Consider the following 25,181-nt stretch of genomic DNA (forward strand, 5'->3'; position numbering starts at 1 on the left):
GTGCTCACCTCTCTCCCGGTCGATCGGCGCCGGGAAGCTTTGGGCCAGGCAGTTTTGGCAGGCCGAAAATCGAAAAATCGCCGGCACGCGCCGGCGCCTCTGTACGGATCGCAGCGCGCAGCCTTGCCGAACGCGCCCGCGGATTTGCCGATATCTCGGCATCGCCAGGCGTCACGCCGCCGCCCTTCTTGCTGAAGGTGGCGGTGCGCGCCTGGGCCTCGGGCAGATGCCGCGATCCGGTCGCTGAATCGGCTCTGTCGGCGATGAAGCGCTTGACAATGCGGTCCTCCAGGGAATGGAAGGTCACCACGGCAAGCCGCCCGCCCGGTTTCAGCGCGCGCTCGGCGGCAAACAGTGCCTTGGCCAGTTCGCCGAGCTCGTCATTGACGAAGATGCGCAGCGCCTGGAAAACGCGGGTGGCCGGATGGATCTTGTCTTTTGGCGCGCGACCGATATGCGTCTCGATGGCATCGGCAAGGTCGAGCGTGCGCTCGAAGGGGCGTTTTTCACGACGGCTTTCAATCATGCGGGCGATGCGCCCGGCATGGCGTTCCTCGCCAAGAAAACCGAAGATGCGGGCAAGATCGCCCACCTTGAAGGTGTTGACGACGTCGGCGGCGCTCAGGCCCGCCTGCGCCATGCGCATGTCGAGCGGTCCATCGGCCTGGAACGAAAAGCCGCGCTCCGGCTGGTCGATCTGCATGGAGGAGATGCCGATGTCGAGCACGACGCCATCGGCACTTTCAACCTGTTCGTCGAGCGTCGAGAACGGTGCCTGGACAAGCCTGAGCTTGCCGCCGGACTGCTGTTCAAGGGCCCGCCCCGCCGCGATCGCATCCGGATCGCGGTCGATTGCGACGACCGAGGCTCCGCTTGCCAGAATGGCCTTGGTGTAGCCGCCGGCACCGAACGTGCCGTCGACGATCACCTCGCCTTTTGTCGGGGCCAGCGCCTCCAGAACTTCGGCAAGGAGGACCGGAATGTGGCGGGCTGGTCCGCCAGCGGCATGAACTTCATCGCCGTCGCCCGCCATCATTCCGGCCGCTCCCCGGGCTTCGTCCCCTGCCGAAGCTGCAAAAGCCGGGCGCGTGCTTCCGTCCCATAGGCGCTGAGCCGTCCGGGCTCCCAGATCTGAAAGAAATTGCCGCGGCCAACGAAGGCCACTTCCGCTGAAATGCCGGTATGCTCGCGAATGAAATCGCTCATCGTGATACGGCCGTCCTGGTCGAGCTTCAGAAACGTTCCATCGCCGTGGCAGAAGAACGACATGTCGTCCGCCGTCTGCAGGAACGGGTCTTCCTGGGCGATGCGCTGCTCGTAGCGATCGAGCAGGTCGAGCCCACCGACATCCATCGCCGGGCGATCCAGGCAGCGTAGCGCATAAAGTTCCGAATAGCCGCGTTTCTGCACAACGGCACGGAAATGCGCCGGCACGGACACCCGTCCCTTCGCATCGATCCTGTTCACCGCGTTCGACAGAAACCGGTCCATTGCGCGTTACGGCCGCTTGCGCCGCCGCACCCCTCTGCATCTTCCTGTCCGCGCCGCCCCAGCCCGGTCGGCGTCCAAAACCCACTTCGTTATGACGGGCGAACGCAGGCAAACGCGCAGCCGCCGCGGCTGCCCGATTGGCGTACGCTTCACCCTGACACGGAACGAAGGCTTGAGTATCGGAATGGGATATCATGGGGTGCTATGGGCGTCAACGGGAACAGTCTTCAAAACGCGCCTGCCACAACTGGGGAGAGCAGCTTTGACGGCACTCCCGTCTTTATCCTCTATTAAGCCTAACGAAGCGTTTAGAGCCGTGTGGCCCAACCGGAGCCGACTTGCTGCGGATCGCTGCCGCGCATAGCCTCGGCATCTCCTTTTCCGGTCAGTAACGAGGTTTGAAATCATGTCCGAAACAGCCAAGTCACGCGCCGCAGCACTTCCTCATCTGCGCCGCGGCGGGCTGGCCAAGGGCGACCCGATCCCCTTGCCCCTGACCATGGCCGCCATCTTTCATGCGCCCGGCGACGCCACCGGCTTCGATCAATATGGCCGCTTCAGCAATCCGACGTGGGATGCGGTCGAGCACATGCTGGCGCATTTGGAAGACGCCCCATGCGTTGCCTTTCCCTCGGGAATGGCTGCCATCTCGGCGATATTTTTCGGCCTGCTCAAAGCCGGCGACCGTATCCTGCTGCCGTCCGACGGTTATCATACGACGCGAGCGCTGGCAGACCGTTTTCTGAAATCCTTCGGCGTTGCCTACGATGTCCGGCCGACGTCGAGCTTCCTCGACGGCGGCTTCGACGGTTATCGGCTTGCCTTCGTCGAAACACCCGCCAACCCAGGACTGGAAATATGTGACATCGCAGCCGTCGCCGAAGCCGTGCATAGAGCGGGTGCGGTGCTTGTGGTCGACAACACGACGATGACACCTTTCGGCCAGCGCCCGCTCGATCTCGGCGCCGATATCGTCATTGCTGCCGACACCAAGGCGCCAAACGGCCATTCCGATGTGCTGTTCGGCCATGTTGCCAGCCGCGACGCGGACATTATCTCGAGGGTGACCGACTGGCGCGAGACGTCGGGCGCCATCCCCGGGCCGTTCGAGGCATGGCTGGTGCATCGCGGTCTCGAAACGCTGGACGTGCGCTTCGACCGCATGTGCACTTCCGCCGAAATGATAGCGCGACGGCTGAAGACCCATCGCGCGATCAGCGGCTTGCGCTTTCCGGGACTGGAGAGCGACCCATCGCACAATCTTGCCCGCGCGCAGATGGAGCGCTTCGGCTTTCTCATCTCGTTCGTGCTCGCCTCGGAGGACAAGGCCGAGGATTTCATCAACAACTGCGCGTTGATGCAGGCAGCGACATCGTTCGGCGGCGTACACACCTCGGCCGAACGGCGATCAAGAAGGGGAGATGCCGTACCGCCCGGCTTCGTTCGCCTGTCGGTCGGCTGCGAGCCGGTGGAAGAGCTTTGGCAGGCGATCGAGGCGTCGCTGGACGCAATCGGTGGCTGAGCCGGCGTCGATCTTGCGCCGGCCGTGCAGCACGCGAATGATTTTCGATCGCCTCTTCGCGGACATGATACAAGGTGAGGTATTCGCCGACGATCAGGTGACGGATTCCGGTTGCGATGTCTTCGCGCGGCTCACCTGAGAAGGGATAAGTGGCCACTTGCTGCCAGCGGGCTTCGATTTGATCGAGCAACCGATCGGCCGCAGCCTCGCTGTCTTGCGCGACATGGGTAGAAAACTGCCAGCTGGCCTGTAAGCCGGGTTCTGTATGGCCCTCGCCCCTTGCGGTGCGAGAACGCGGCGGCCATTCATCTTGGGCGCATGTTGCCATGCGCCTCACGCAACCTACCCGGACGGTGAGCCGGAAACAGCCCCCGAGGGTTTCCCCTCGCACCGTCCCTATTCGGTCTTGCTCCCGGTGGGGTTTACCGTGCCGCTCCTGTTGCCAGTCGCGCGGTGGGCTCTTACCCCACCCTTTCACCCTTGCCACGATTGGATCGTGGCGGTTTGCTTTCTGTGGCACTTTCCCTGGGGTCGCCCCCGCCGGCCATTAACCGGCACCGTGTCTCCATGGAGCCCGGACTTTCCTCACCCGCAGCCTTTCGGCTTCGCGGGTGCGGCCGCCCGGCCAGCTGGCAAGGCGTATAAAGGGGTTCGGGCCCGAAAACGCAAACGAAAAAGCAAGTTATCCCTTGTCAGGCGGGCGCTCCAAGCGCTGCCAGCTGCACCTTGACCTTGCCGCAATAGGCTGCGGACACCGGGTTCATCCGTGTGGCGGCGTGGCCGGCATTGTATTTCAGGATCGTGCCGCAGGTCGTGCCGCCGCCGAGATCCCGCGCCATGGCTAGGTACTTCATGCCGTATTTGATGTTGGTATCGGGATCGTAGAGACCCTGAACCGGACCGCTATAGCCCATCATTCTTGCCGTCGCCGGCTTGATCTGCATCAGGCCGATCTCGCCGGCGCTGCCGACCTGGTTCGGCTGGTAGTTGCTTTCGATCTTGATGACGGCATTGGCGAGCGACACCGGCACGCCATAGCTGGCGGCATAACGCGCAATGATCGCCGAATACTGTCCGCCGCCGTCGACAACCGCCGCCTGGGGCGCTGGCCTGCTCTTCGGAGCGACTGACGCCGTTGCCATGCGGTCGATGCGTTTGCGGTTACGCTTCAAATGCTGTTTGGCGATTGTCTTTCTCGCAGCGGTTGGCCCTTTCGCGGAGACTGGCTTTTTCGTCCTTACCGCGGCCGCTTTTTCCACTTTCGCGGTGGCGGTCTTCTCTACTTTTGCACCACCCTTCGGCATGGCGGTTTTGCCGGCTGCGGCACTGAAGCCCTGATCGGCCCGCTGGCTCAGCGGTGCGCTGTTTGCCGCACTGAAGGCAAAAGTCATTACGCCGGCAGCAATGGCTGCCGTTAAAACGGTCAATTTCTGCATGTGATCCTGTTCTGTTTGATCCGCACAAAGAACTTCGCGCAGATACCCTCAATCAACATCGGAACATCTGGGGGGATAGACGTCCGACAATCTGTACGGATCGCCTTTGACAATGGAATTGGCGCCAAACAAGGCGACGCAAGTCACTTTGAGTAACAGATTGTAACTTTTAATCTGGCAAAAGGTTATTTGAGAGAGGCTATCCTTACGGAAGCGAGCAGCCTTTCCAGCGTGCGGATCGTCGATCCGTCAGCCACGCCGTCGACCAGGCGCTGCCGGAAATGCCGTTGAAATGCCTCGACCACGATTTCGGTCTGCCGGTCGAAAGCGCCGGTGATCTCGACGCCATAACCATAAAGCGCCAGCATCGACTGCAGTGCCTCAATATCGGCGCCGGTATCGCCTGGCCTCAGCACGGCGCCGCGCCGGATCGGTGCTGCCGGCACAACATGGCCGATGCCGGCGGCAAACAAGGTCTTCCATGGAAATTTCTCGCCCGGATCGACCTTGCGCCCGGGTGCCACGTCGGAATGGGCGAGCACCCGCTGGGCCGGAATGGAATGGCGCTCGACGATGCCGGCACACAGGCCGATCACCGCGTCGATCTGCGGTTTTGGAAAGTTGCGATAGCCGAGCGTATGCCCCGGATTGACGATCTCGATGCCGATCGAGCAGGAGTTGATGTCGCTCTGTCCGAACCACGAGCTCTTGCCGGCATGCCAGGCGCGGTCGCTTTCCCTCACCATCTGAACAATGCGGCCGTCCTCATGGACCAGATAGTGCGACGACACCTCGCTGGCCGGATCGCACAGCCATGCCTCGGCAGCGGCCCCGGTTGCCATGCCGGTGTAGTGCAGCACGATCATATCGGGTCCGGGCATCCCGCGTCTTGGTCCGAAATTCGGCGATACCCTGACCTCGGCGCTCGGCTCGTCGGGCGGAAAGCCGCTCATGCGTGCCGCAGGCCTCGCTCGATCATTTCATAGGCCGCGTTGATCGCCGCCAGCCTGGTCGTCGCGATCTTGATGAATTCCTGCGGCAGGCCGCGTGCGATCAGCCGGTCCGGATGATTGTCGGAAACCAGCTTGCGGTAGCGCCTGCGGACCTCCTCGAACGGCTTCCCACGCTCGATGCCGAGCACGACATAGGGGTCGGCGGCACCCAGATTGACATGCCGCGCCAGGATGCTCTGGTAATGCGCCTCATCGATGCGGAAGATCTCGGCGATCCGGTGCAGGAATTGGCCCTCGCGCTCATGCACCAGCCCGTCGGCCTTGGCGATGTGGAACAGCCCGTCGAGTATATCCTCCAGCATCAGGCAGTTGGTATGGCCCGAACCGCAAAGCTGCGCCATCCGCTCGGCATAGGTTTCGAAACCGGCAATGTCGCGTTTGGCCAAATCGTAGAGCCGCGCCACATTGCGCCTCTGTTCCTTCGGCACCTCGAATATTTCCTGGAAGGCGCGCACCTCGTCTTGCGTGACGATGCCGTCGGCCTTGGCCATCTTGGCCGAAAGCGCGATCATCGCCACCGAGAAGGCGACACGCCGGCGCAAATCGGCATCGCCGGAGAAAACCGTACGCACGGCTTCGACCACTTCGGCGACGCCTGACGACGCTGAAGATGAAACGCGTGTGACGAAGTCGCCGAGGCGGTCCCAAATCGACATGGGGGCTTCATAGGACCAACCACCCATCGCTATCAAGCCAAGACAGTGCCGCAGGGCTGGCCCAATCGATTTGGCGGAATGCCTGAGACGGCTAGCGCTAGTGCTTGCCCATGGAAATCGGCAGACGGAAACCGCTGCACGCAAACCCGCGTCGTCGCACTCGGCCACAATGCGCGGGTATCGTAAGCAGCAGAAAGGCCGGCGTGTGAGGCCGGCCTTTCTTGGTTGTCACGTTGACTACTGCGCCGGGGCAGCCGGCGCAGGTGCCGGAGCCGGAGCCGGCTCGGCAGGCTTGTTGGCGTCAGGAGCAGCCGGCTTCATCGTCTGGTCGGATGCCGGCGGGTTGGTGCTCTGCGTCGTGGTGTTGTCGGTGCCGCTGTCGCTGCAGGCCGCAACGCCAAGCAAGGCAAGCGCCGAGACCGACGCAAGAATGAGTTTCTTCATGATTATCTCTCCTCTAATCACGCCACCGTTGCCGGCGACGATCGAGGGCACAATGCATCAGCGCATGATGAGTTTCGTAACGTTGCGTTTCCGCGTGTAACATCAAGCGCTTGGCAGTACAAAGCGTTGAGCACTAACAGGATGCCTAAATGAAAATGCCCGGAGGCGCTGCCATGACCGCAAAATGGGATTTCTGGATCGACCGCGGCGGTACCTTCACCGACGTCATCGGCCGGGACCCGCAAGGCGGGCTGCATCCAAGGAAACTCCTTTCGGAAAATCCCGAAGCCTATGCCGATGCAGCCATCCAGGGCATTCGCGAACTGCTCGGCGTCCAGCCCGGCGCCCCGATCCCCTCCGCGCTGATCGGCGATGTCAAGATGGGCACCACGGTCGCCACCAATGCGCTTCTCGAGCGCAAAGGCGACCGCGTGCTGCTGCTCATCACCAAAGGCTTCCGCGATGCGCTGAGGATCGCCTATCAGGCCAGGCCCGATATCTTTGCCAAGCAGATCATCCTTCCCGAACAGCTCTATGAGCGTGTCGTCGAAATCGACGAACGGGTTCGCGCCGACGGCAGTATCGAGCGCCTGCTCGACATTGCTTCCGTACGCCCGGCTATTGAGCAAGCCAAGGCGGACGGCATCGATGCGGTCGCGATCGTCTTCATGCATGCCTGGAAACACCCCGAGCACGAAAAGGCCGTCGCCAAAGTCTGTCGAAAGCTCGGATTCTCCCAGGTCTCGGTCAGCCACGAGGTCTCGCCGCTGATCAAGCTGGTCGGCCGCGGCGACACCACGGTGGTCGACGCCTACCTGTCGCCCATTCTGTCAAGATATGTGCAGAAGGTGGCGAAGGAGCTCGGCGTCCTCTCCCCCCTCGAGGGGGAGATGGCCGCGCAGCGGCCAGAGGGGGTCATCTCAGAAGGCACCGCCAGAACGTTGAGCACTGCCGCAACGACCCCACCCGGCGGCTTCGCCGCCACCCTCCCCTCGGGGGGGAGGGAAAGCCCTCGCCTCATGTTCATGATGTCGTCGGGCGGCCTCACCGCCGCCGACATGTTCCAAGGCAAGGACGCGCTGTTATCCGGCCCGGCCGGCGGCGTCGTCGGCATGGTCGAGACGGCAAAACTCGCCGGTTTCGGCAAGGTCATCGGCTTCGACATGGGCGGCACCTCCACCGATGTCGCCCACTATGATGGCGACTACGAGCGCGCCTTCGACACCGAGGTCGCCGGCGTGCGCATCCGTGCGCCGATGATGCGCATCCACACCGTCGCCGCCGGCGGCGGCTCGATCCTGCATTACGAGGCCGGCCGCTTTCGCGCCGGGCCGGATTCGGCCGGCGCCAACCCCGGCCCGGCCGCCTATAGGCGCGGGGGCCCGTTGGCCGTCACTGACGCCAATGTCATGCTGGGCAAGCTGCAGCCCGAGTTCTTCCCGGCTATTTTTGGACCAGGGCAGGACGAACCGCTCGACGTGCAGACGGTTCGCGAAAAATTCACCGCGCTTGCCGCCGAGATCGGCGACGGCCGCTCGCCGGAAGCCGTCGCGGAGGGGTTCGTCACCGTCGCCGTCGAAAACATGGCCAACGCCATCAAGAAGATTTCCGTGCAGCGCGGCTACGACGTCACCGAATACCTCCTGAACTGTTTCGGCGGCGCCGGCGGCCAGCACGCTTGCCTGGTTGCCGATGCGCTGGGCATGGAGGCGGTGCTGATCCATCCGTTCTCCGGCCTGCTATCGGCATACGGCATCGGCCTGTCCTCTGTATTTGCGTCACGCCAGCAGGCGCTGCTGAAGCCGCTGGTGGAGGACTCCGGGGCGGCGATCGATGAACTCATCGCAACGCTGCGCAAAGCCGTCATCGACGAACTCGCCGCACAAGGCATCGCCGAAGACGCGGTCGCCTCGAAGCCGGTGCTGCAGGTCCGCTATGACGGCACCGATACCGCGCTGCCTGTGAACTTTGGTCACGGCTCGATCGCGCAAGCCAAGACGGACTTCGAATCGGCGCACAAGGCGCAGTTCGGCTTTGTCTACGACGACAAGCCGATGATCGTCGAATCGATCGGCGTCGAAGGTACCGATACCGGCGGCACCGGCCGCGATGAAAGCGATTCAGTTGTTGCAGATATGGCCGCAAGTCCTTCCGGGAACCGGAAAATCTTTGTCGACGGCGTCTGGCGCGACGCTGGCATCTTCCCTCGCGAAACGCTGAAGCCTGGTAACAAGATCGCCGGCCCTGCTTTGATCATCGAGCCGAACCAGACCATTGTCGTCGAGCCGGGCTGGCAGGCCGAGATCACCGCCAAGGACCACGTATTGATGCGGCGCGTCGAGAAGAAGCGCCGGCACGCCGCACTCGGCACCGAAGCCGATCCAGTGATGCTGGAGGTCTTCAACAACCTGTTCATGTCGATCGCCGAACAGATGGGCGTAACGCTGCAAAACACTGCCTATTCCGTCAACATCAAGGAGCGGCTTGATTTCTCCTGCGCCGTCTTCGACCGGAACGGCGCGCTGGTCGCCAATGCACCGCACATGCCGGTGCATCTCGGTTCCATGGATCGCTCGGTGGAGACCATCATCCGGCTCAATGCCGGCGACATTCACCCCGGCGACGTCTTTGCGCTGAACGCGCCTTACAATGGCGGCACGCATCTGCCTGATATCACCGTGGTGACGCCTGTTTTTTCCCTCCCGCTTGAGGGGAGGATGGCCGCGGAGCGGCCCGGTGGGGTCATCTCAGGAGGCACCACAAGAGTGTCGAGCACTGCCGCGGCGACCTCCTCCGCCGCCTTCGGCGGCACCTCCCCCTCAAAGGGGGAGGAACCCCTCATCCTCTTCTACGTCGCCTCGCGTGGCCACCACGCCGACATCGGGGGCACCGCGCCCGGGTCGATGACGCCGCTTGCCACCACCGTCGACGAGGAAGGCGTGCTGTTTGACAATTTCGGCATCGTCGATCGCGGCCGGTTCCGCGAGAAGGACCTGGAGACGCTGCTCACCGACCACCCCTACCCGGCGCGCAATCCGCACCAGAACATCGCCGACCTCAAGGCGCAGATCGCCGCGAACGAAAAGGGCGTCGCCGAGCTGCGCAAGATGGTCGCGCATTTCGGCCTCGATGTGGTCGAAGCCTACATGGGCCATGTTCAGGACAATGCCGCCGAAAGCGTGCGCCGCGTGCTGGAGCGGCTGCCCGACAGTTCCGAATACGAATATCCGACCGACACCGGGCAAAAGATCACAGTGAAGATCACTATCGACCGGCGGAAGCGCGAAGCCACCGTCGACTTCACCGGCACGTCGCCGGTCATGAAGAACAATTTCAATGCGCCAGAGCCGGTCGCCCGAGCCGCGGTGCTTTATGCCTTCCGCGTCATGGTCGAAGACAACATCCCGATGAATGCCGGATGTCTGCGGCCGATCAACATCATCATTCCCGACGGCTCGATGCTTAGGCCCACCTATCCCGCGGCAGTCGTGGCCGGTAATGTCGAGACCTCGCAACATGTCACCAACGCGCTGTTCGGCGCCATGAAGGCGATGGCCAATGCGCAAGGCACGATGAACAATCTCACCTTCGGCAACAAGCAGTACCAGTATTACGAGACGATCTGCTCGGGCTCGCCGGCCGGCCGGATGAACGACGGCCGCGGCTTTGCCGGCACCTCCGGCGTCCACACCCATATGACCAATTCGCGCCTGACCGATCCGGAAGTGCTGGAACTGCGTTTCCCGGTATTGCTCGAGGATTTCCATATCCGCGAAGGCTCCGGCGGCAAAGGCAAATGGAATGCCGGCGACGGCACCAAGCGCATCATCCGCTTCCTCGAAAAGATGGAATGCGCGATCCTGTCCTCGCATCGCAGCCACCCGCCGCGGGGGCTGGACGGCGGCGGTGATGGCGAGACCGGTTCGACCAAGGTCCGCCGCAAGACCGGCGCGATCGAGACGCTGAAAGCCTGCGATCAAACAGTGCTCGACGCCGGCGAGGCAGTCATTGTGACGACACCCACCGCAGGCGGATTTGGCGAGGCCTGAACTCGCTTCAACAGGTTGTCACCGGCCTGTCATCCACCTGCGTTACCCGCTTGCGGCAAAGCAAACGGGGAATCGCGTTGCCATGACGGACATTTCTGGGGAACTGGTTTTTCGCCGCGGCAAGGAGGTCGGCAAGGCCGTCTACCAGAACCGCCCGCTGTCGAAAGCTGGCATCTCCGAGCGCTTGTTCGCCTTCCTGTTCTCCGGCCTTGTCTACCCGCAGATCTGGGAAGACCCCGAAATCGACATGGACGCGATGCAACTCGGCAAGGGCCACCGCATCGTCACCATTGCCTCCGGCGGCTGTAACATCCTCTCCTATCTCACCCGGTCGCCAGAAAGGATCGATGCCGTCGACCTCAACGCCGCGCATATTGCGCTGAACCGCATGAAGCTCGCAGCGGTGCGTCACCTGCCGTCGCAGGGCGACCTGTTCCGTTTCTTCGGTGCGGCTGGGACCGGGCACAATTCGCAGGCCTATGATCGCTTCATCGCACCGCATCTCGACCCCGTCAGCCGCCATTATTGGGAGCGCCGCAACTGGCGCGGTCGTCGCCGCATCGCTGTCTTCGACCGCAATTTCTACCAGACCGGCCTGCTTGGCCTGTTCATCGCCATGGGCCACCGCACCGCAAAATTCTTCGGCGTCGACCCGGCCGGCATCATGGACGCCAAGAGCATCGCCGATCAGCGCCGCTTCTTCGACGAAGAGCTGGCGCCGGTCTTCGAAAAACCGCTGCTGAAATGGGCGACCTCGCGAAAAGCCTCGCTGTTCGGCCTCGGCATTCCGCCGGCCCAGTACGATTCGCTGATCACCTCGGGTGACGGCACCATGGCCAGCGTGCTGAAGGCACGACTGGAAAAGCTCGCCTGCGATTTTCCGCTGAAGACCAATTATTTCGCCTGGCAGGCTTTCGCCCGCCGCTACCCTAATCCGGGCGAAGCCGCCCTGCCCACCTACCTCGAAAAGCGCAACTACAAGACGATCCGCAACAATGTCGATCGCGTTGCCATCCACCACGCCAATCTGATCGAGTTCCTTGCCGGCAAGGATGCCGGCTCGGTCGACCGCTTCGTGCTGCTCGATGCACAGGACTGGATGACCGACGGCCAGCTCAACGGGTTGTGGGCCGAGATCACCCGAACCGCCTCGACAGGCGCCCGCGTCATCTTCCGCACCGCAGCGGAACCCAGCCTGCTGCCCGGCCGCGTCTCGAATTCGCTGCTCGACCAGTGGCGCTACGAGAACGACGCCTCGCGCGAGTTTTCGGCCTGCGATCGCTCGGCCATCTATGGCGGCTTCCATCTCTATGTGAAGCGGTCCGCATGAGCACGACCGAATTGCCGGCCAGCCATGCCGAACTGATGGACGGTGTCTACCGCTGGCAGCGTCATATCTACGACCTGACCCGCAAATATTATCTGCTTGGCCGCGACCGGCTTATCGCCGGACTGGATGTGCCGGCCGGCAGCACGGTGCTCGAGCTTGGCTGCGGCACCGGCCGCAACATTGTCCTCGCTGCCCGCCGCTATCCCGGCGCGCGCTTCTTCGGCCTCGATATTTCGGCCGAGATGCTGGAGACGGCCACCGCCGCCCTCGCGCGCGAAGGCCTCTCCGGCCGCGTCACCCTGGCGCGCGGCGACGCCACTGATTTCGACGCAAAGGCGCTGTTCGGCGTCAAAAGTTTCGACCGCGTCTTTATCTCGTATTCGCTGTCGATGATTCCCGGCTGGGAGAAGACGGTGTCTGCGGCACTTGCTGCCCTGTCACCGGGTGGCTCGCTGCACGTCGTCGATTTTGGCCAGCAGGAAACCTTGCCCAGCTGGTTCCGCACGCTGTTGCGCGGCTGGCTGAAAAAATTCCACGTCGAGCCGCGTGAATCGTTGCGCGCGGTTCTGGATTCGGAATCTGGAAGAACCGGCGCAAGCTTCCGTTTCCAAACGCTTTGTCGCGGCTATGCGTGGCTCGCCGTGATCGGCCCAGGTCGATAGCCAGGATGTGTTGAGATTCAGGTCAGGCCAAGTCGAAAACGGGGGTTCCGAGAACCGGAGCGGAGCGTCCTTTTGGGTACGTGAGCACCGGCCTACGCCGGCCGTAGCCTTAACTGCCACGACCGCTCATGAGTGCTTTGGCCGGCGAAGGCCGCAAGCGCAGGAAACCGCCGTTTTCGACTTGGCCTGACCTGAATATCGATACAGCCTAATGCAGCGCCTTGACCAGCGCCGCCACCATTGCCTGCGGCCGGTAGCCGAGCCTGGCCGGCGTCAGGCCGAGCCGCACCACAACCAACTGCTCCGAGGGGACGATGGCGACCGTTTGCCCGTCATGCCCCTCCATCCAATAGGTGTCCTTGGGCAGGCCGGCGGCAATGCCGGCGCCGGGGTTTTCTTCGTCGCCCGGTCCTTCGATCCATAATTGCCCCTTGCCGTAGACCTTCGAGGCAGTTGCCGGTTCCCGCATCCAGTCGACGAAGCCGGCGGGCAGTATCTCTTTGCCGTTCCAGACGCCGCCCTGCAGCAGGAACTGGCCGAAGCGCGCCCAATCGCGTGCCGTGGCATAGAGATAGGACGAGCCGACGAAGGTGCCGTGCTCGTCGGCTTCAAGCACCGCGCTGTGCATGCCGAGCGGATCGAACAGCGCGGCCCTCGGCCAGGCCAGCGCCTTGTCCTTGTCGCCGATCGCGTCCTGCCACAATCGGGACAGCATCACCGCCGTGCCGCTCGAATAGGAAAACACCCTGCCGACCTCGCCGGTCAGCGGCTTGGATCCGGCAAAGCCCGCCATGTCCGGTTCGAGATAGAGCATACGCGTCACATCGGCGACGTCGCCATAATCCTCGTTGAATTCCAGCCCGCTCGACATCGCCATCATGTCGGCGAGGCTGATCATGGCGCGGCCATCTCCCTTCCAGGGACCGAACAGGCCCTGGTTGGTCATCGCCAGCTTGCCGCCCTTCACCAGCGTGCCGACGATCGCCGCATTCACCGTCTTGGTCATCGACCAGCCCAATAGTGGCGTCTTCTCGGAAAAGCCGTCGCCATAGCGCTCAGCGACGATGCGGCCGCTCTTGACCACCACCACCGCCCGCATCCCGGCGCCGGTCATTGCTGGATCGTCGAGGACCTTCACGACCTCGAGATCCTGGGAGGCACCGACATCGTCGCCTTCCGGCCACATCGCATCGGGCAGCGGCGCCGGCGTCGGTGGAGCGCCGGCGATAGCCTTGGCGGCGGCAATATCCCCGTCGGGAACCGAGGCGCAGCCGAGCCCCTCGCGAGCGACCGCGACACTTTTGCCGAGCGCGCCGAACAGGCCCGCCGAAACCGTTCCCTTCTCCTTGTCCACCGACACTCTCATCAGCTTCAGCAGCGGATGACCCGGCGCCTGCACATCGACGGCGAGCACGTCGTTGGCGTCGCGCCCGGCGATGAAGACGTTCGAGCAGACGATCTTGGCCGCATAGCCGGAACCGACGCGGATCAGTTCCGGCGGCGCGAAATACAGCCAGCCGGCGAGTATCGCGGCGGCCAGCATAGCCAGGCCGAGCAGCCATTTGATGAACTTCAAAAGGATCTGCATTTTGAGTTCCCCCGGCGCGCTCGATCTATGTCATCGATTTGCCGCCATTGTTTCGGCAAAATCGCGGCTCCTGTCGAGCGCCGTCAACCGAATATCAACCATGATCGGCGATCACAGGTGCATGTCGCCCAAAAGCGCGCAGCGGTTTTGGGACCACGACATGCACAGACAAAAGAGCCAAGCGCGTCGAAGCGACGCGCTTGGACAGACCGGGCGATCCTGTGGGGTGACCGTCCGGCGGGGCTTGAATGCATGCGTCCCAAAACTGCGCAAGGGTTTGGGAAATGCATGAAACGAAGATCCAGGCGCGTCGCGTAAGTCGGTTTCAGACACGCTGCGCCCGGTCGAGGGGCCACCCGCGGAAAGACCCATCAGCGGCCGGCTGAAACCGGCTCGGGAAGTAGCGATGCGCCGTTTCGCGGTCCTCATCACGCTGATGCTGCTTGGTGCCTGCTCGACGGTCGAGGATCTGACGCCATCGTCGTCCAGTGCCCCGACGGTTGCGGTACGCGCGCCGCGTTTTGCCGATTCCGACCCGCATGAATGGGACAGCGGCGCACCGTGGAGCTATGCCGTCCACGGCACCGACGTCTCCAAATACCAGACCTCGATCGACTGGCCGGCGGCCAGGGCCGGCGGCATCTCCTTCGCCTTCATCAAGGCAACCGAGGGCGGAGACCGGTTCGATGAAGCTTTCAACGAGCATTGGAGCCGCACCAAGGCCTCGGGCATCCCCCGCTCCGCCTATCACTTCTTCTACTTTTGCACGCCGGCCGCGACCCAGGCGCGCTGGTTTATCCAGAACGTGCCCAAAGACAGCTCGGCGATGCCGCCAGTTCTCGACATGGAATGGAACCCGAAATCGCCGACCTGCAAGCTGCGGCCCGATCCTGCCACGGTACGCAGCGAGATGAGCACGTTCCTCGAAATCGTCGAAAAACACTACGGCAAGAAGCCGATCATCTACACGTCGGTCGACTTCTTCGAAGATAATGGTTTGTCGGGTTTCCGCGGCTACCCCTATTGGCTGCGCTCCGTCGCCGGGCATCCGCGCCAGAAATACGGCAGCCATCCCTTCACCTTCTGGCAGTATACCGGAACGGGCGTCGTGCCGGGCATGGCCGGAAACGCCGACATCAACGTCTTCAACGGCTCCGAAGCCGCGTGGAAGAAGTGGTTGCGGCAGAACACCCGTTGACACCGGGCCTGCCGCCTGCTTTTCGACACAGCCAATAACAAATGCCTGCAACCGCTGGTAATCTTTTCGGAAGGATGGCGATGCGATTGCGCTTTGGACTTCTCGCGGCGCTGCTCCTGAGCGCCGTGCCGGCCGCGGCACAGCAATGCGGCGGCGATTTCGAGGCATGGAAGCAGGGCGTGGCGGCGGAGGCCAGGGCAGCCGGCGTCGGCGCTGCCGGCCTTGACGCGCTGGAAAACGCCACCCTCGATGAGAAGGCGTTGGCACGCGACCGCGCCCAGGGCGTCTTCACCCAGACCTTCATCGAATTCTCGAACCGCATGATCTCGTCGCATCGGCTGAAGCAGGGTGCGGCCAATCTGCAAAAACATGCCGAGGTCTTTGCCCGCGCGGATCGCGAATACGGCGTCCAGGCGCCGGTCATTGCCGCCTTCTGGGCCCTGGAAACCGATTTTGGCGCCGTGCAAGGCGCTTTTCACACACTGAATGCGCTGGTGAGCCTCTCGTATGACTGCCGCCGCCCGCAGTTGTTCCGGCCGCAGATCGTGCCGCTGCTGATCTTGATCGATCGCGGTGTGGTGCCGGCCGACGTGACCGGTGCCTGGGCCGGCGAGATCGGCCAGACGCAGATGTTGCCTTCCGACTATCTCGGCCACGGCGTCGACGGCGACGGGGATGGCCTGGTCGACCTGCGCGGCAGCGCGCCGGACGTGATCATGAGCACGGCCAGCAAGATCCGGTCGCGCGGCTGGAAGCGCGACCAGCCCTGGATCGAGGAAGTCCGTGTGCCCGACAACTTGCCGTGGGAGCAGACGGGACGCACCAACAAGCTGCCGTTGACGCAATGGAGCCAGTGGGGCGTTACCAGGCCAGACGGCACGCCGCTTCTCGACAACGGCCTGAAGGCCGGCCTGGCGCTGCCCATGGGTCGCAAGGGGCCAGCCTTCCTGACCTACGACAATTTCGACGTCTATCTCGAGTGGAACCAGTCCTTTACCTATGCCCTGACAGCGGCAAATCTTGCCGCCCGGCTGGGGGGCGCTCCGCGATTCGATCCGCGCAACCCCGACCCGGGCCTCGACGGCGACCAGATGAAGGCGCTACAGACCAAGCTCGAGGCGAGAGGCTATGACGTCGGCACCGTCGACGGCATCCTCGGCACCAACACCCGCGAAGCGATCCGCAAGGAGCAGATGCGGCTGGGCTTGCCGGTCGACGGCTGGCCGACGCCGGAGCTGCTGGCCAGGCTGTGAGGATGGTGATTGGTAAAAAGAATGGCGCCGGAGCCGCATTGAGCACCAGAGCTACCACTATTCACCATTCACTATTCACATCACCGCCTCGCAAGCAGGAAATCGATGAAGGCTCGCAGCGGCGCGGGAACCTGCCGGGAACTCGCGTGGTATAAATAAAAGCCCGGAAATCTCGGCGACCAGGCTTCGAGAAAGCGGATGAGCTTTCCCGCTTCGATCCACGGCCGGACCTGATATTCCAGCATGTACGCCACCCCGACCCCATCCAGAACCGCCCCCATCATCAGGTCCGTATCGTTTACCGTCAGGCCGCCGCTGACGGCCACTTCCAAGGCACGCTGGCCTCGGGCGAACTCCCAGCGGTAGAGATTGCCGCCGCTCGGCCACTGGAAATTGATGCACTGGTGCTGATGCAGGTCCGCGGGATGGCGGGGTATCGGGCGATGCTCCAGATAGCTCGGCGCCGCCACTGCGGCCATCTCGAGTTCCTCGCTGAGCTTCACCGCCACCATGTCCTTGTGCAGCCGCTCACCCAGTCTGATTCCGGCATCGAAGCGACCTTCGACGATGTCGGTGAGCATGTCGTCAACGATGATGGTGAGGGCGATATCGGGATAGGCGCGGCGGAAGTCGCCGAGGATCGGCGCGATGAAACGCGTGGCGGCGATGCGCGGAACATTGATGCGCAGCGAGCCTGCCGGCCGGCCGCGTGATGCATGCGCGTCGGCGACGGCCCCTTCCAGTTCGCTCAACGCCGGCGCGATGCGGGCAAACAGCTTCTCACCCTCAGCGGTCGGCGACATGCTGCGCGTGGTACGGTTGAGCAGGCGGACACCGAGACGCTCTTCCAGCCCGCGTATCGTCTGGCTGAGTGCTGGAGGCGAAATTCTGAGCTTGGCCGCGGCGCGGACAAAGCTGCCCTCTTCGATGATTGTTGCAAATGCCGTGAGTTCGGAAAACTCGGTTCCGCGCATTATGTACCCCAGGCTTAATAACAGTTAGATAATAGGCTATTCTCTGAGCAATAGCATGCCCCTAGCTATCGCTGGAACGCCGCTCGATCGGGGCGGCCGTATCCAGACGGAAGGAACAGCCATGCATCGTCCACTCGAAGGCAAAACCGCACTTGTGACCGGCAGTTCGCGCGGCATCGGACGCGCCATCGCGGAGGGGCTGGCAACCAAGGGTGCTGCCGTGGTCGTCAACTATGTCGGCAACGAGAAAGCCGCCAGGGAAGTCGTTGCCGCCATTGAAGGGAATGGCGGAAAAGCCGTCGCCATCCAGGCGGACGTCTCCAGCATCCCCGACATTCGCAGGCTGTTCGACGAAACCGAAATGCAGATGGGGCCAATTGACATCGTCGTCGCCAATGTTGGCGTCGCCGTCATAAAGCCGCTCGTCGAGGCTACCGAAGCAGACTTCGACCATGTGTTCGGCACCAATGCCAAAGGCACCTTCTTCACGCTTCAGGAGGCCGCGCGCCGCGTTCGCGACGGTGGCCGCATCATTGCCGTCTCCACCGGTGGAACCAAGATGTTTTTCACGCAGACGGCGCTCTATCTCGGCAGCAAGGGAGCCGTCGAGCAGTTCGTCCGCGTCCTCTCGCGCGAACTCGGCCCGCGCGCCGTTACCGTGAATGCGCTGTCGCCAGGCTTCACCGACACCGACCTGCTTCCGGAGCGGGACCGGGCCGTGGCCGCAGGCATGTCGCCCTTCGACCGGATCGGAGCACCGCGCGACGTCGCCGATGTCGCGGTTTTCCTGGCTTCGGACGAAGCTCGCTGGCTGACCGGCGAGAACATCCAGGCCGGCGGCGGAGTAGCCTGACTACGGGGAGGTGAATATGAATGGTGGTGACGATTCACCGAAGCGGACGGAACGCAAGAACTGCTTCCATTCACCATCAACTAATCGGCCATCGTCTCCAGGCTGGCAAACCCCTGCGGTGCATCGCCTTCGTCGAATGGCGTCGCCACCTCGACGAAAGTATCGGGATAGAAGCCGTTGAACCGTGTCCGGAGTGACAGCGAATAGGCGCCGATATGGCCGATCTCGATCCAGTCACCGGTATCGACGGTTTCGGGCAGCCAGAACGGCCGCGACAGTATATCCACGGAATCGCAGGTCGCGCCACAGACCTTGAACGGCACGATGGTCCTGTCCTCGCCATTGCGCGAGCGGATCGCCGGATCGGGGATGAAGCGTGCCGGCAGCGTGATCTTGCCGGTCCATGAATCCGACAGCGACGCCCAGATGCCGTCATTGATGTAGAGCCTTTTGCCCTTGCGCAGCAGCACGCGCACGATCAGCGACAGGCAGCGCGCCACGATCACGCGGCCGGGCTCGGCCACCAGCTGCATCTGGTCGAATTGGTACTCCTGGAGGTCGCCCGACAGCCGCGACATGATCTGGCCGAGCGACGGCATTTCCGGCTTGCGGCTGTTCGGATCATGACCGTATTCGGCGGGAAAGCCGCCGCCGACATCGAGCCCGGCAATGTCGAAGCCGACGCGGTTGCGCACCCAGTCGGCGGAGGCCAGCGCCCGCTCGTAGGTGTCGGGATCCTCGATCTGGCTGCCGACGTGAAAGCACAGCCCGACCTTGTAGCCGGTTCGGTTCAGCCGTTCGGCCAGTTCGACCGCATTGGCCGGTCCGGCGCCGAACTTCTTCGACAGTTCGTAGGCCGCCGAGCCTTTCGTCTGGATGCGCACGAACACGGTGATGGCGCCCGGATCGATGTCGAGAGCCCGCACCACCCTGGTCAGCTTGGTGATCTCGTCCTCATGGTCGAGCGAAATGACGCGAATGGCGTATTTTTCCAGCGCCAGCCTGATGTCCGACTGCGCCTTCACCGGGTGCATGTAGAGCATCTCGGCGTCCGGCGAGACGGCGCGCACGGCGGCGAATTCGCCGGGCGAGGCCACATCAAAGGCGCTGACGCCGGCCTCGACCAGCGCGTTGAGCACGATCTGCTCGCCATTGGTCTTGACCGCATAGGCGGTCTTGCCGGGAAACATGCCCATGAACTGTTTGGCGTCCGCCTTCAGCACCTGCGGGCGGAAGCAATAGATCGGATCGTCCGGGCGAAGCGCCAGCGCTGCCTCGCGGGCATTTTCGAATCGCTGCATGGACGAATCCCTTGACTGAGGCTGCGCACAATTAATCCAAGCTAGCGGCTAATGAAAACAATTCTATGTCTCGCCGCCCTGGCTTCGCGGCGCTACGCCGTTCTGTGCGCCGGTTATGAGCGAGCTAGGCCATCACTCAGGTTTCGGGTGGCCCTTGCCGCCGGACCGGTAGAGCGTGAACAGATGCCTGAAGAGAGCAAGGCATCTCGTCTGGGAGGACGACCAATGGCGATAGCTGCCACCACCACGATGCGCGGGCCGATGGTGCTCAAGGACTGGGCCCAGCTTCTGCTGCTCGGCGCCATCTGGGGCGGTTCGTTCTTCTTTGCCCGCATTGCGGTGTCGGAACTCCCTCCGCTGGTGCTGGTGCTGTTTCGCGTCGCCATCGCGGCGACCGCGTTGCAGCTCTACCTTGCGGTTCGCGGTCCGTCGTTTCGCCTCGCCTTGCCGCATGCCGGACTGTTTTTCCTGCTGGCGCTCGCCAACAATGTCATCCCTTTCTCGCTGATCTTTGCCGGCCAGACCGAGCTCGGCGCCGGTGTCGCCTCGGTGCTTAATTCGACCACGCCGTTCTGGACGCTGATCCTCGCCAACGCCCTGACCAGCGACGAAAAACTGTCGTGGAACAAGCTTGCCGGCATCGCCCTCGGTATCGCGGGGACGGCGGTGATGATCGGTCCTGGCCTTGTCGCCGGGCTCGGCGGGCCGGTCTGGGCGAAATTCGCGCTCATCGGTGCCTCGGTCTCCTATGCGGTTGCGCTGATGATCGCCCGCCGCTTCAAGGGTGTGCCGTCACCGGTCATTGCCGCCGGACAATTGACCTGCTCGACCATCATCATGATCCCGGTCGTTCTGTTCACCTATGACGCTGCCACTCTGTTTTCGGCCTCGCCGCCGGTATGGGCGGCGGTGCTGGCGCTGGCGCTGCTGTCGACCGCCTTCGCCTACATCCTCTATTTCAACCTCGTCGCCTCGGCCGGCGCCACCAACGCCTCGCTGGTCACGCTCATCGTGCCGGCCAGTGCCATCCTGCTCGGCTTGCTGTTCCTGGGCGAGCGGCTCGAACTGTTCGAATTGGCGGGCATGGCGCTGATTGCGCTCGGCCTCGTCACCATCGACGGTCGCTTGTTCGGGCGGCGTTAGAGCATGTTCCCCGACTCTCAGCTCGAAATCGATTCCGATTTCCGCCGCGGTAGCGCTGCCATGCTCGTTGCTGCCCCGGCTTCGCCACAAATTATTCACAGGTCCAACGCCGGCTTTTGACCAAGAGTTTCAATACCTAACGGCAAACGGCAGGTCGCAAATTCCACAATCTCGTCGCATTGCAGCAAAGTTTCTGCTTGCCTGTGGCACAAATGACCCTAGACTCTCGCCATAGCTCTTAAGAGGAGGCTATGACATGGGACTGACGAGGCCGATCAACGCATTGATGATTTGTGCTGCGTTTGCATTCATCGGCGCCCTCATTATGGGCGTCCTTCCATAAGGCCGCTGAGCGGGGGAAGACCAGCACCGAATATTACAAACCATTGAAAAGGCCGGGCATTTTGCCCGGCCTTTGCATTCCCCCGATCTTTGACATTTCAAAAAGGAGCTTGCCGCCTTACGCCGCGGCGGATCCCGCAGCCTCGACTTCGTGCGACCTGATGCCGATCATGTGGCAGATGGCGAAGACCAGATCGGCCCGGTTCATCGTGTAGAAGTGGAAATCGCCGACGCCGCGCTCGACAAGGTCCAGCACCTGCTCGGCGGCCACGGCAGATGCCACCAGCGCATGCGTTTGCGGATCGTTCTGCAGCCCATCGAAACGCTCGGCCAGCCATGCCGGCACCAAGGCGCCGCACCGCGCCGAGAAGTTGGCGACCTGGGTGAAATTGTGCACCGGCAATATGCCCGGCACGATCGGTATGTAGATGCCGGCCCGCCGTGCCCGCTCGACATAGCGCTCATAGAGATCGTTGTCGAAGAAGAACTGGGTGATCGCCCGCGTCGCCCCATTGTCGGCCTTGCGCTTCAGCATGTCGAAATCGGTGGCGAAATCCGGACTCTCCGGATGTTTTTCCGGATAGGCCGAGACCGATATGTCGAAATCGCCGGCGCCCTTCAGCGCATCGACCAGTTCGGCGCCATTGGCATAGCCTTCCGGATGCGGCCGGTAAGCCGCGCCGACGCCCTCGGCCGGATCGCCGCGCAGGGCGACGAAACGCTTGACGCCCATATCGGCGAACTCCCGGATCACCGCATCGACCTCGTGGCGCGCCGCGTCGACGCAGGTCATGTGCGCCGCCGGCGTCAGCGACGTTTCGTTGAGGATGCGCTTGACGGTGCGGGCCGTGCGCTCGCGGGTCGAACCACCGGCGCCATAGGTGACCGAGACGAATTTCGGCTTGAGCGGCTCCAGCCGGGTGACCGTGTCCCACAGCCTTGCTTCCATCTCGTCGTTTTTCGGCGGAAAGAACTCGAACGACACCCTGACCTTGTCGCCGATGTCGGGACGGCGGGAGAAGCGGAACTGGTTCATCAGGCGGTTTCCCCTATCGGATACGCATTGGCCGGTTGTCTGTCGTTGGAAGGCTCGGCAATCAGCATGCGCCGATCGCGGCCGAGCCAGAGTTTGACGGTGAGCTTGGCCTCGTTGCCACCGCGCGGTTCGAATTCCTGGCTGTCCTCGAGCTCGAGGCCGGCCTCGGAAAACCAGTCGGCGATTTGCCGGTCGGAAAAGCCGAGGCGCATATGCGCGTGCTCCTCGCGCAAGAACTCCAGCGTGTGCGGCGCGAAATCGACGATCACCAGCCTGCCAGCCGGGCGCAACAGACGCGCCGCCTCTCGGATGGCGCGGGCAGGATCGTCGAGATAGTGCAGCACCTGATGGATGGTAACGAGATCGAAGGCGTCGCGTTCGACCGGCGGCGCGAAAATGTCGCCCTGCCGCACCTGCGCATTCGAAATGCCGGCCTTGTCGAGATTGGCGCGCGCCACCGTCAGCATTTCGCGCGACATGTCGATGCCGATACCGCGCCGATAGAGCGGCGAAAAGATCTCGAGCAGCCGTCCGGTGCCGGTGCCGAGATCGAGCATCGACTGGAACGGCCGCTTGCCGACGAGCTTGATGAGGGCTGCTTCGACGGCGCGGTCCGGCACATGCAGCGAGCGGATATGGTCCCAGCTTGCGGCGTTGACCGAGAAATATTCGGCAGCCCGGTCCTGCCGCTTGCGCTTGACCGCGGCCAGCCGTTCGAGATCACGCTCGACCTGCGGATCGGCGCCGCGGATGCCGGAGACCAGCCTGAGCACAAAATCGCGCGACGTGTCGGAATCCGAAAGCCGGAAGAAAGCCCACGAGCCCTCCTGGTAGCGGCCGATCAGCCCTGCCTCCAGCAGCAATTTCAAATGCCGCGAGACGCGCGGCTGCGACTGGCCGAGGATTTCGGTGAGATCTGAAACGGTCAGATCGCCGCGCGACAGCAGCGCCAATATACGCAGCCGGCTGGATTCGGCAGCCGCCTTCAATGTATCTACCATCGTGTCGAGAGCGACATGCATGCGAGCATTCTCTTTGAAAAGATATAAACATATGTTTATGTCGGTTTTGATAGGCTTGCAAGCGCTATGTCGCTTCCGGACAAGAAAATGACGCATGCGCAGCGGATCGCGCAAAGCCGGATGCATCGAGGCGAGGCCCATGGTCGAAACGCGCAGCGGCGAAAAGCTCCTGGAAACCGACCCGGCAACGATGCCGCCGGATGGCCATGTCGTCTTCATCGGCCGCATCGCTTCGCCTTGGATCACGCGGGAGACTTGCCCCAAAAACATGAAGGCCGCGCGGGAGACGGGACAGCCGGCGCACTTGGTCATCGACCCGCTTTATCGTGAGGGCCTGCTTGGGCTGGAACGCGCCAGCCACGTGATCGTCCTGTCCTGGCTGCACCATGCGCCGCGGCAACTGATTATCCAGAAACCCCGCCATGCCATGGAGCCGAAAGGCGTCTTTTCGCTGCGCTCCCCTGCCCGGCCGAACCCAATTGGGCTGCATGTCGCCAGGCTGGTTGCCGTCGATATCGATACCGGCCGCATCGATCTCGATGCCATCGACGTGCTCGACGGCACGCCGGTCATCGACATCAAGCCCTACTTCGCCTCGACCGATGCCTTCGCCGCGGCGACCATGGCCGGGCGGGACGAGTTGTCCAGATCGGACGGGCAGTGAGCGCCCCGACCGGCCGCCGCCGCGCCATCGCCAAGGCACTGACAGCGCTCCTGCCGCTGGCGCCCTATGCCGACATGGAAAAGATCCGTGCCGATGCCGGCGCCGTGCACATGAAGACCTTGCCACCGAGCATTGCCGTGTGGCTGGCGACGATAGCGCATATTCGCCATGCCCATACCGACTACGAAAAGCTGCTGGCCGAAGGATATGACCGCGATTCCGCGCGCTTCTTCGTCATCGAGCAAACCAACATCGTGCTAACCCGCTGGCGTGCCACCCGTCTGCTCGATGATGAGGACGAGGAATAGAGCGATGGCAGACACACGCGTCGAGTTCTACGGCGCCCCCCTCTGTCCTGCCGACGTCAGGCCGGCAACATCGGAACTTTCAAAGCCAGAAACAAAAAAACCGCCTCGGAGGGCGGATCGTTGGAGCCAATTAGCACCATACCGAAATTAGTAGCATAGCTGCCGGCACAAAGCAAGAACAAAATACGCCGCGCGCGGCTTTGACTGGCTTTGCCGGCTTGCCTAGCAAACAATCAGGCCCGGTAAATCCACTGCTCCGGCACACGCACCGAAATCTCCTCGCCGGCAGTGATCGTGCCGGGTTTCTCGACCCAGGCGACGAGCCCGCGCAACCGCTTCGCCGCTTTCGGGAACAGCAGCGCGCCGGCCTCGACGTCGGCCATCCCGGCATTCTCGGCGACCGACCTTCCCGCGATCCGGCAAGGCCCGTTCTGCGCGTCGACCTTGACGGTCGCGCCGCCTTTGAAGAACAGCAGCGTGCCGGATGGCAACATCGAGAGGTGCGGCAGGCCTTCGATCACGAGATTGGCGCCGATCCATTCCGGCTTGATCTCGGCGATGCCCATCCGTTCGGCGACAATTGCCAGTTCGTCCGCTGCCACGATCGACAATTGCCGTTCGTTGCGCATCTCGGTGCCGCGCGGATACCAGGGTTCCCGCCCGCCGGATCGCCGCGTCGTGCCGGCGTGGAAATCGCCGTCGATGCCGTCGAAGCCGAGCTGCAACATGTCCACTGCCCGTGTCTCGAAATGATCGAACGGTGCGAGGTAAAGCGCTGCCACCCTGGCGGCGAGTTTTCGCGCGGCCACGATCTCGACCGGAGTTTCGGCTTCGGGAAAAAGATCCAGCATGGGTTCGTGCCTCGCGTGATACGCGCAATTAGCCGCGGTCAGCTC

Annotated in this window: 22 protein-coding genes, 1 other RNA gene and 1 pseudogene; 10 read left to right on the forward strand and 14 right to left on the reverse strand. The window is 63.0% G+C overall.

Translation table 11 applies throughout. The features are described 5' to 3' along the window. Positions 1 to 4: 4 nt before the first annotated feature. Together rsmH and mraZ are read right to left on the reverse strand one after the other, a co-directional pair. Complete coding sequence (gene rsmH / locus NKI63_RS22285; RefSeq protein ID WP_352505594.1) at positions 5 to 1,036, reverse strand: 16S rRNA (cytosine(1402)-N(4))-methyltransferase RsmH; 1,032 nt, start codon at positions 1,034 to 1,036, stop codon at positions 5 to 7. Continuing rightward, complete coding sequence (gene mraZ, locus NKI63_RS22290; protein ID WP_254818997.1) at positions 1,033 to 1,491, reverse strand: division/cell wall cluster transcriptional repressor MraZ; 459 nt, start codon at positions 1,489 to 1,491, stop codon at positions 1,033 to 1,035. Before mraZ ends, rsmH begins: the two co-directional genes overlap by 4 nt. A 406-nt stretch (positions 1,492 to 1,897) precedes the next feature. Between mraZ and NKI63_RS22295 the strand changes: the two genes are divergently transcribed. After that, entirely contained in the window at positions 1,898 to 3,013 is a 1,116-nt protein-coding gene (locus NKI63_RS22295) for a cystathionine gamma-lyase (RefSeq protein ID WP_352505592.1), read from the forward strand. Positions 3,014 to 3,122: 109 nt separating this feature from the next. Here the strand turns inward: NKI63_RS22295 and NKI63_RS22300 are convergent. The 6 genes and pseudogenes from NKI63_RS22300 to NKI63_RS22325 all read right to left on the reverse strand — a co-directional run. After that, positions 3,123 to 3,203 (reverse strand): annotated as a pseudogene (locus NKI63_RS22300) (type II toxin-antitoxin system RelE/ParE family toxin); the annotation flags it as partial. A gap of 44 nt (positions 3,204 to 3,247) precedes the next feature. Continuing rightward, positions 3,248 to 3,646, reverse strand: an RNA gene (gene rnpB / locus NKI63_RS22305) — RNase P RNA component class A. 59 nt (positions 3,647 to 3,705) lie between these two features. Then, positions 3,706 to 4,449 (reverse strand): lytic transglycosylase domain-containing protein, encoded by a 744-nt coding sequence (locus NKI63_RS22310; RefSeq protein WP_352505591.1) that lies wholly within the window; start codon positions 4,447 to 4,449, stop codon positions 3,706 to 3,708. Positions 4,450 to 4,634: 185 nt separating this feature from the next. After that, on the reverse strand, positions 4,635 to 5,402 hold the full coding sequence (locus NKI63_RS22315; RefSeq protein WP_352505590.1) for an N-acetylmuramoyl-L-alanine amidase: 768 nt from the start codon (positions 5,400 to 5,402) through the stop codon (positions 4,635 to 4,637). Then, a complete protein-coding gene (locus NKI63_RS22320) occupies positions 5,399 to 6,118 on the reverse strand; it encodes a TerB family tellurite resistance protein (protein WP_352505589.1) in 720 nt (239 codons plus the stop codon). Before NKI63_RS22320 ends, NKI63_RS22315 begins: the two co-directional genes overlap by 4 nt. 237 nt (positions 6,119 to 6,355) lie before the next feature. Continuing rightward, positions 6,356 to 6,562, reverse strand: coding sequence for a hypothetical protein (locus NKI63_RS22325; protein WP_023721215.1), 207 nt, complete (start codon positions 6,560 to 6,562; stop codon positions 6,356 to 6,358). Between the two features lie 173 nt (positions 6,563 to 6,735). On the opposite strand from NKI63_RS22325, the gene NKI63_RS22330 reads away from it, so the two are divergent. The 3 genes from NKI63_RS22330 (at position 6,736) to NKI63_RS22340 (ending at position 12,603) form a co-directional block, all read left to right on the forward strand. Beyond that, the gene (locus tag NKI63_RS22330) at positions 6,736 to 10,611 is read left to right on the forward strand and encodes a hydantoinase B/oxoprolinase family protein (protein WP_352823342.1); all 3,876 of its coding nucleotides are present in this window, start codon (positions 6,736 to 6,738) and stop codon (positions 10,609 to 10,611) included. Positions 10,612 to 10,693: 82 nt separating this feature from the next. Continuing rightward, positions 10,694 to 11,941: a BtaA family protein gene (locus NKI63_RS22335; protein WP_352505588.1), complete on the forward strand. Its 1,248-nt coding sequence runs from the start codon at positions 10,694 to 10,696 to the stop codon at positions 11,939 to 11,941. After that, on the forward strand, positions 11,938 to 12,603 hold the full coding sequence (locus NKI63_RS22340) for a class I SAM-dependent methyltransferase (protein WP_352505587.1): 666 nt from the start codon (positions 11,938 to 11,940) through the stop codon (positions 12,601 to 12,603). The genes NKI63_RS22335 and NKI63_RS22340 overlap by 4 nt, the downstream gene beginning before the upstream one ends. 208 nt (positions 12,604 to 12,811) lie before the next feature. Here the strand turns inward: NKI63_RS22340 and NKI63_RS22345 are convergent, their stop codons facing one another. Next, positions 12,812 to 14,191, reverse strand: coding sequence for a serine hydrolase domain-containing protein (locus NKI63_RS22345; protein ID WP_352505586.1), 1,380 nt, complete (start codon positions 14,189 to 14,191; stop codon positions 12,812 to 12,814). 406 nt (positions 14,192 to 14,597) lie between these two features. On the opposite strand from NKI63_RS22345, the gene NKI63_RS22350 reads away from it, so the two are divergent. Next, on the forward strand, positions 14,598 to 15,389 hold the full coding sequence (locus NKI63_RS22350; RefSeq protein WP_352505585.1) for a glycoside hydrolase family 25 protein: 792 nt from the start codon (positions 14,598 to 14,600) through the stop codon (positions 15,387 to 15,389). 80 nt (positions 15,390 to 15,469) lie between these two features. Continuing rightward, the gene (locus tag NKI63_RS22355) at positions 15,470 to 16,642 is read left to right on the forward strand and encodes a lytic murein transglycosylase (protein WP_352505584.1); all 1,173 of its coding nucleotides are present in this window, start codon (positions 15,470 to 15,472) and stop codon (positions 16,640 to 16,642) included. A gap of 80 nt (positions 16,643 to 16,722) precedes the next feature. Here the strand turns inward: NKI63_RS22355 and NKI63_RS22360 are convergent, their stop codons facing one another. Next, positions 16,723 to 17,616 (reverse strand): LysR family transcriptional regulator, encoded by an 894-nt coding sequence (locus NKI63_RS22360; RefSeq protein WP_352505582.1) that lies wholly within the window; start codon positions 17,614 to 17,616, stop codon positions 16,723 to 16,725. Between the two features lie 121 nt (positions 17,617 to 17,737). Between NKI63_RS22360 and NKI63_RS22365 the strand changes: the two genes are divergently transcribed. Beyond that, positions 17,738 to 18,469 (forward strand): SDR family oxidoreductase, encoded by a 732-nt coding sequence (locus NKI63_RS22365; protein ID WP_352505581.1) that lies wholly within the window; start codon positions 17,738 to 17,740, stop codon positions 18,467 to 18,469. 80 nt (positions 18,470 to 18,549) lie between these two features. On the opposite strand, the gene NKI63_RS22370 is transcribed toward NKI63_RS22365, so the two are convergent. Further along, positions 18,550 to 19,770 carry an alanine racemase gene (locus tag NKI63_RS22370; RefSeq protein WP_352505580.1) on the reverse strand — a complete coding sequence of 407 codons (1,221 nt, stop codon included), beginning with the start codon at positions 19,768 to 19,770 and terminating at the stop codon, positions 18,550 to 18,552. 225 nt (positions 19,771 to 19,995) lie between these two features. Here NKI63_RS22370 and NKI63_RS22375 point away from each other — a divergent pair, with 225 nt between their 5' ends. Further along, a complete protein-coding gene (locus NKI63_RS22375; RefSeq protein ID WP_352505579.1) occupies positions 19,996 to 20,913 on the forward strand; it encodes a DMT family transporter in 918 nt (305 codons plus the stop codon). 460 nt (positions 20,914 to 21,373) lie between these two features. Here NKI63_RS22375 and metF read toward each other — a convergent pair whose 3' ends face one another. After that, complete coding sequence (gene metF / locus NKI63_RS22380) at positions 21,374 to 22,291, reverse strand: methylenetetrahydrofolate reductase [NAD(P)H] (protein WP_254819012.1); 918 nt, start codon at positions 22,289 to 22,291, stop codon at positions 21,374 to 21,376. After that, positions 22,291 to 23,313, reverse strand: coding sequence for an ArsR/SmtB family transcription factor (locus NKI63_RS22385; protein WP_254819013.1), 1,023 nt, complete (start codon positions 23,311 to 23,313; stop codon positions 22,291 to 22,293). Before NKI63_RS22385 ends, metF begins: the two co-directional genes overlap by 1 nt. Before the next feature lie 139 nt (positions 23,314 to 23,452). On the opposite strand from NKI63_RS22385, the gene tsaA reads away from it, so the two are divergent. Together tsaA and NKI63_RS22395 are read left to right on the forward strand one after the other, a co-directional pair. Further along, the gene (gene tsaA / locus NKI63_RS22390; RefSeq protein ID WP_352505578.1) at positions 23,453 to 23,977 is read left to right on the forward strand and encodes a tRNA (N6-threonylcarbamoyladenosine(37)-N6)-methyltransferase TrmO; all 525 of its coding nucleotides are present in this window, start codon (positions 23,453 to 23,455) and stop codon (positions 23,975 to 23,977) included. Next, positions 23,974 to 24,285 (forward strand): DUF2293 domain-containing protein, encoded by a 312-nt coding sequence (locus NKI63_RS22395; protein ID WP_254819015.1) that lies wholly within the window; start codon positions 23,974 to 23,976, stop codon positions 24,283 to 24,285. Before tsaA ends, NKI63_RS22395 begins: the two co-directional genes overlap by 4 nt. Before the next feature lie 233 nt (positions 24,286 to 24,518). On the opposite strand, the gene NKI63_RS22400 is transcribed toward NKI63_RS22395, so the two are convergent. Continuing rightward, complete coding sequence (locus NKI63_RS22400; RefSeq protein WP_352505577.1) at positions 24,519 to 25,136, reverse strand: MOSC domain-containing protein; 618 nt, start codon at positions 25,134 to 25,136, stop codon at positions 24,519 to 24,521. Positions 25,137 to 25,181: the final 45 nt, after the last annotated feature.

Source organism: Mesorhizobium sp. M0410, from assembly GCF_040321435.1.
In the GTDB taxonomy this organism is placed as follows: domain Bacteria; phylum Pseudomonadota; class Alphaproteobacteria; order Rhizobiales; family Rhizobiaceae; genus Mesorhizobium.

Coding starts and splice junctions, on each gene's coding strand:
- NKI63_RS22360 (WP_352505582.1), bottom strand. CDS start 17,616: ATGCGCGGAACCGAGTTTTCCGAACTCACGGCATTTGCAACAATCATC.
- metF (WP_254819012.1), bottom strand. CDS start 22,291: ATGAACCAGTTCCGCTTCTCCCGCCGTCCCGACATCGGCGACAAGGTC.
- NKI63_RS22365 (WP_352505581.1), top strand. CDS start 17,738: ATGCATCGTCCACTCGAAGGCAAAACCGCACTTGTGACCGGCAGTTCG.
- NKI63_RS22325 (WP_023721215.1), bottom strand. CDS start 6,562: ATGAAGAAACTCATTCTTGCGTCGGTCTCGGCGCTTGCCTTGCTTGGC.
- tsaA (WP_352505578.1), top strand. CDS start 23,453: ATGGTCGAAACGCGCAGCGGCGAAAAGCTCCTGGAAACCGACCCGGCA.
- NKI63_RS22355 (WP_352505584.1), top strand. CDS start 15,470: ATGCGATTGCGCTTTGGACTTCTCGCGGCGCTGCTCCTGAGCGCCGTG.
- NKI63_RS22295 (WP_352505592.1), top strand. CDS start 1,898: ATGTCCGAAACAGCCAAGTCACGCGCCGCAGCACTTCCTCATCTGCGC.
- NKI63_RS22375 (WP_352505579.1), top strand. CDS start 19,996: ATGGCGATAGCTGCCACCACCACGATGCGCGGGCCGATGGTGCTCAAG.
- NKI63_RS22310 (WP_352505591.1), bottom strand. CDS start 4,449: ATGCAGAAATTGACCGTTTTAACGGCAGCCATTGCTGCCGGCGTAATG.
- mraZ (WP_254818997.1), bottom strand. CDS start 1,491: ATGGACCGGTTTCTGTCGAACGCGGTGAACAGGATCGATGCGAAGGGA.
- NKI63_RS22385 (WP_254819013.1), bottom strand. CDS start 23,313: ATGCATGTCGCTCTCGACACGATGGTAGATACATTGAAGGCGGCTGCC.
- NKI63_RS22330 (WP_352823342.1), top strand. CDS start 6,736: ATGACCGCAAAATGGGATTTCTGGATCGACCGCGGCGGTACCTTCACC.
- NKI63_RS22400 (WP_352505577.1), bottom strand. CDS start 25,136: ATGCTGGATCTTTTTCCCGAAGCCGAAACTCCGGTCGAGATCGTGGCC.
- NKI63_RS22335 (WP_352505588.1), top strand. CDS start 10,694: ATGACGGACATTTCTGGGGAACTGGTTTTTCGCCGCGGCAAGGAGGTC.
- NKI63_RS22320 (WP_352505589.1), bottom strand. CDS start 6,118: ATGTCGATTTGGGACCGCCTCGGCGACTTCGTCACACGCGTTTCATCT.
- NKI63_RS22315 (WP_352505590.1), bottom strand. CDS start 5,402: ATGAGCGGCTTTCCGCCCGACGAGCCGAGCGCCGAGGTCAGGGTATCG.
- NKI63_RS22345 (WP_352505586.1), bottom strand. CDS start 14,191: ATGCAGATCCTTTTGAAGTTCATCAAATGGCTGCTCGGCCTGGCTATG.
- NKI63_RS22350 (WP_352505585.1), top strand. CDS start 14,598: ATGCGCCGTTTCGCGGTCCTCATCACGCTGATGCTGCTTGGTGCCTGC.
- rsmH (WP_352505594.1), bottom strand. CDS start 1,036: ATGATGGCGGGCGACGGCGATGAAGTTCATGCCGCTGGCGGACCAGCC.
- NKI63_RS22370 (WP_352505580.1), bottom strand. CDS start 19,770: ATGCAGCGATTCGAAAATGCCCGCGAGGCAGCGCTGGCGCTTCGCCCG.
- NKI63_RS22340 (WP_352505587.1), top strand. CDS start 11,938: ATGAGCACGACCGAATTGCCGGCCAGCCATGCCGAACTGATGGACGGT.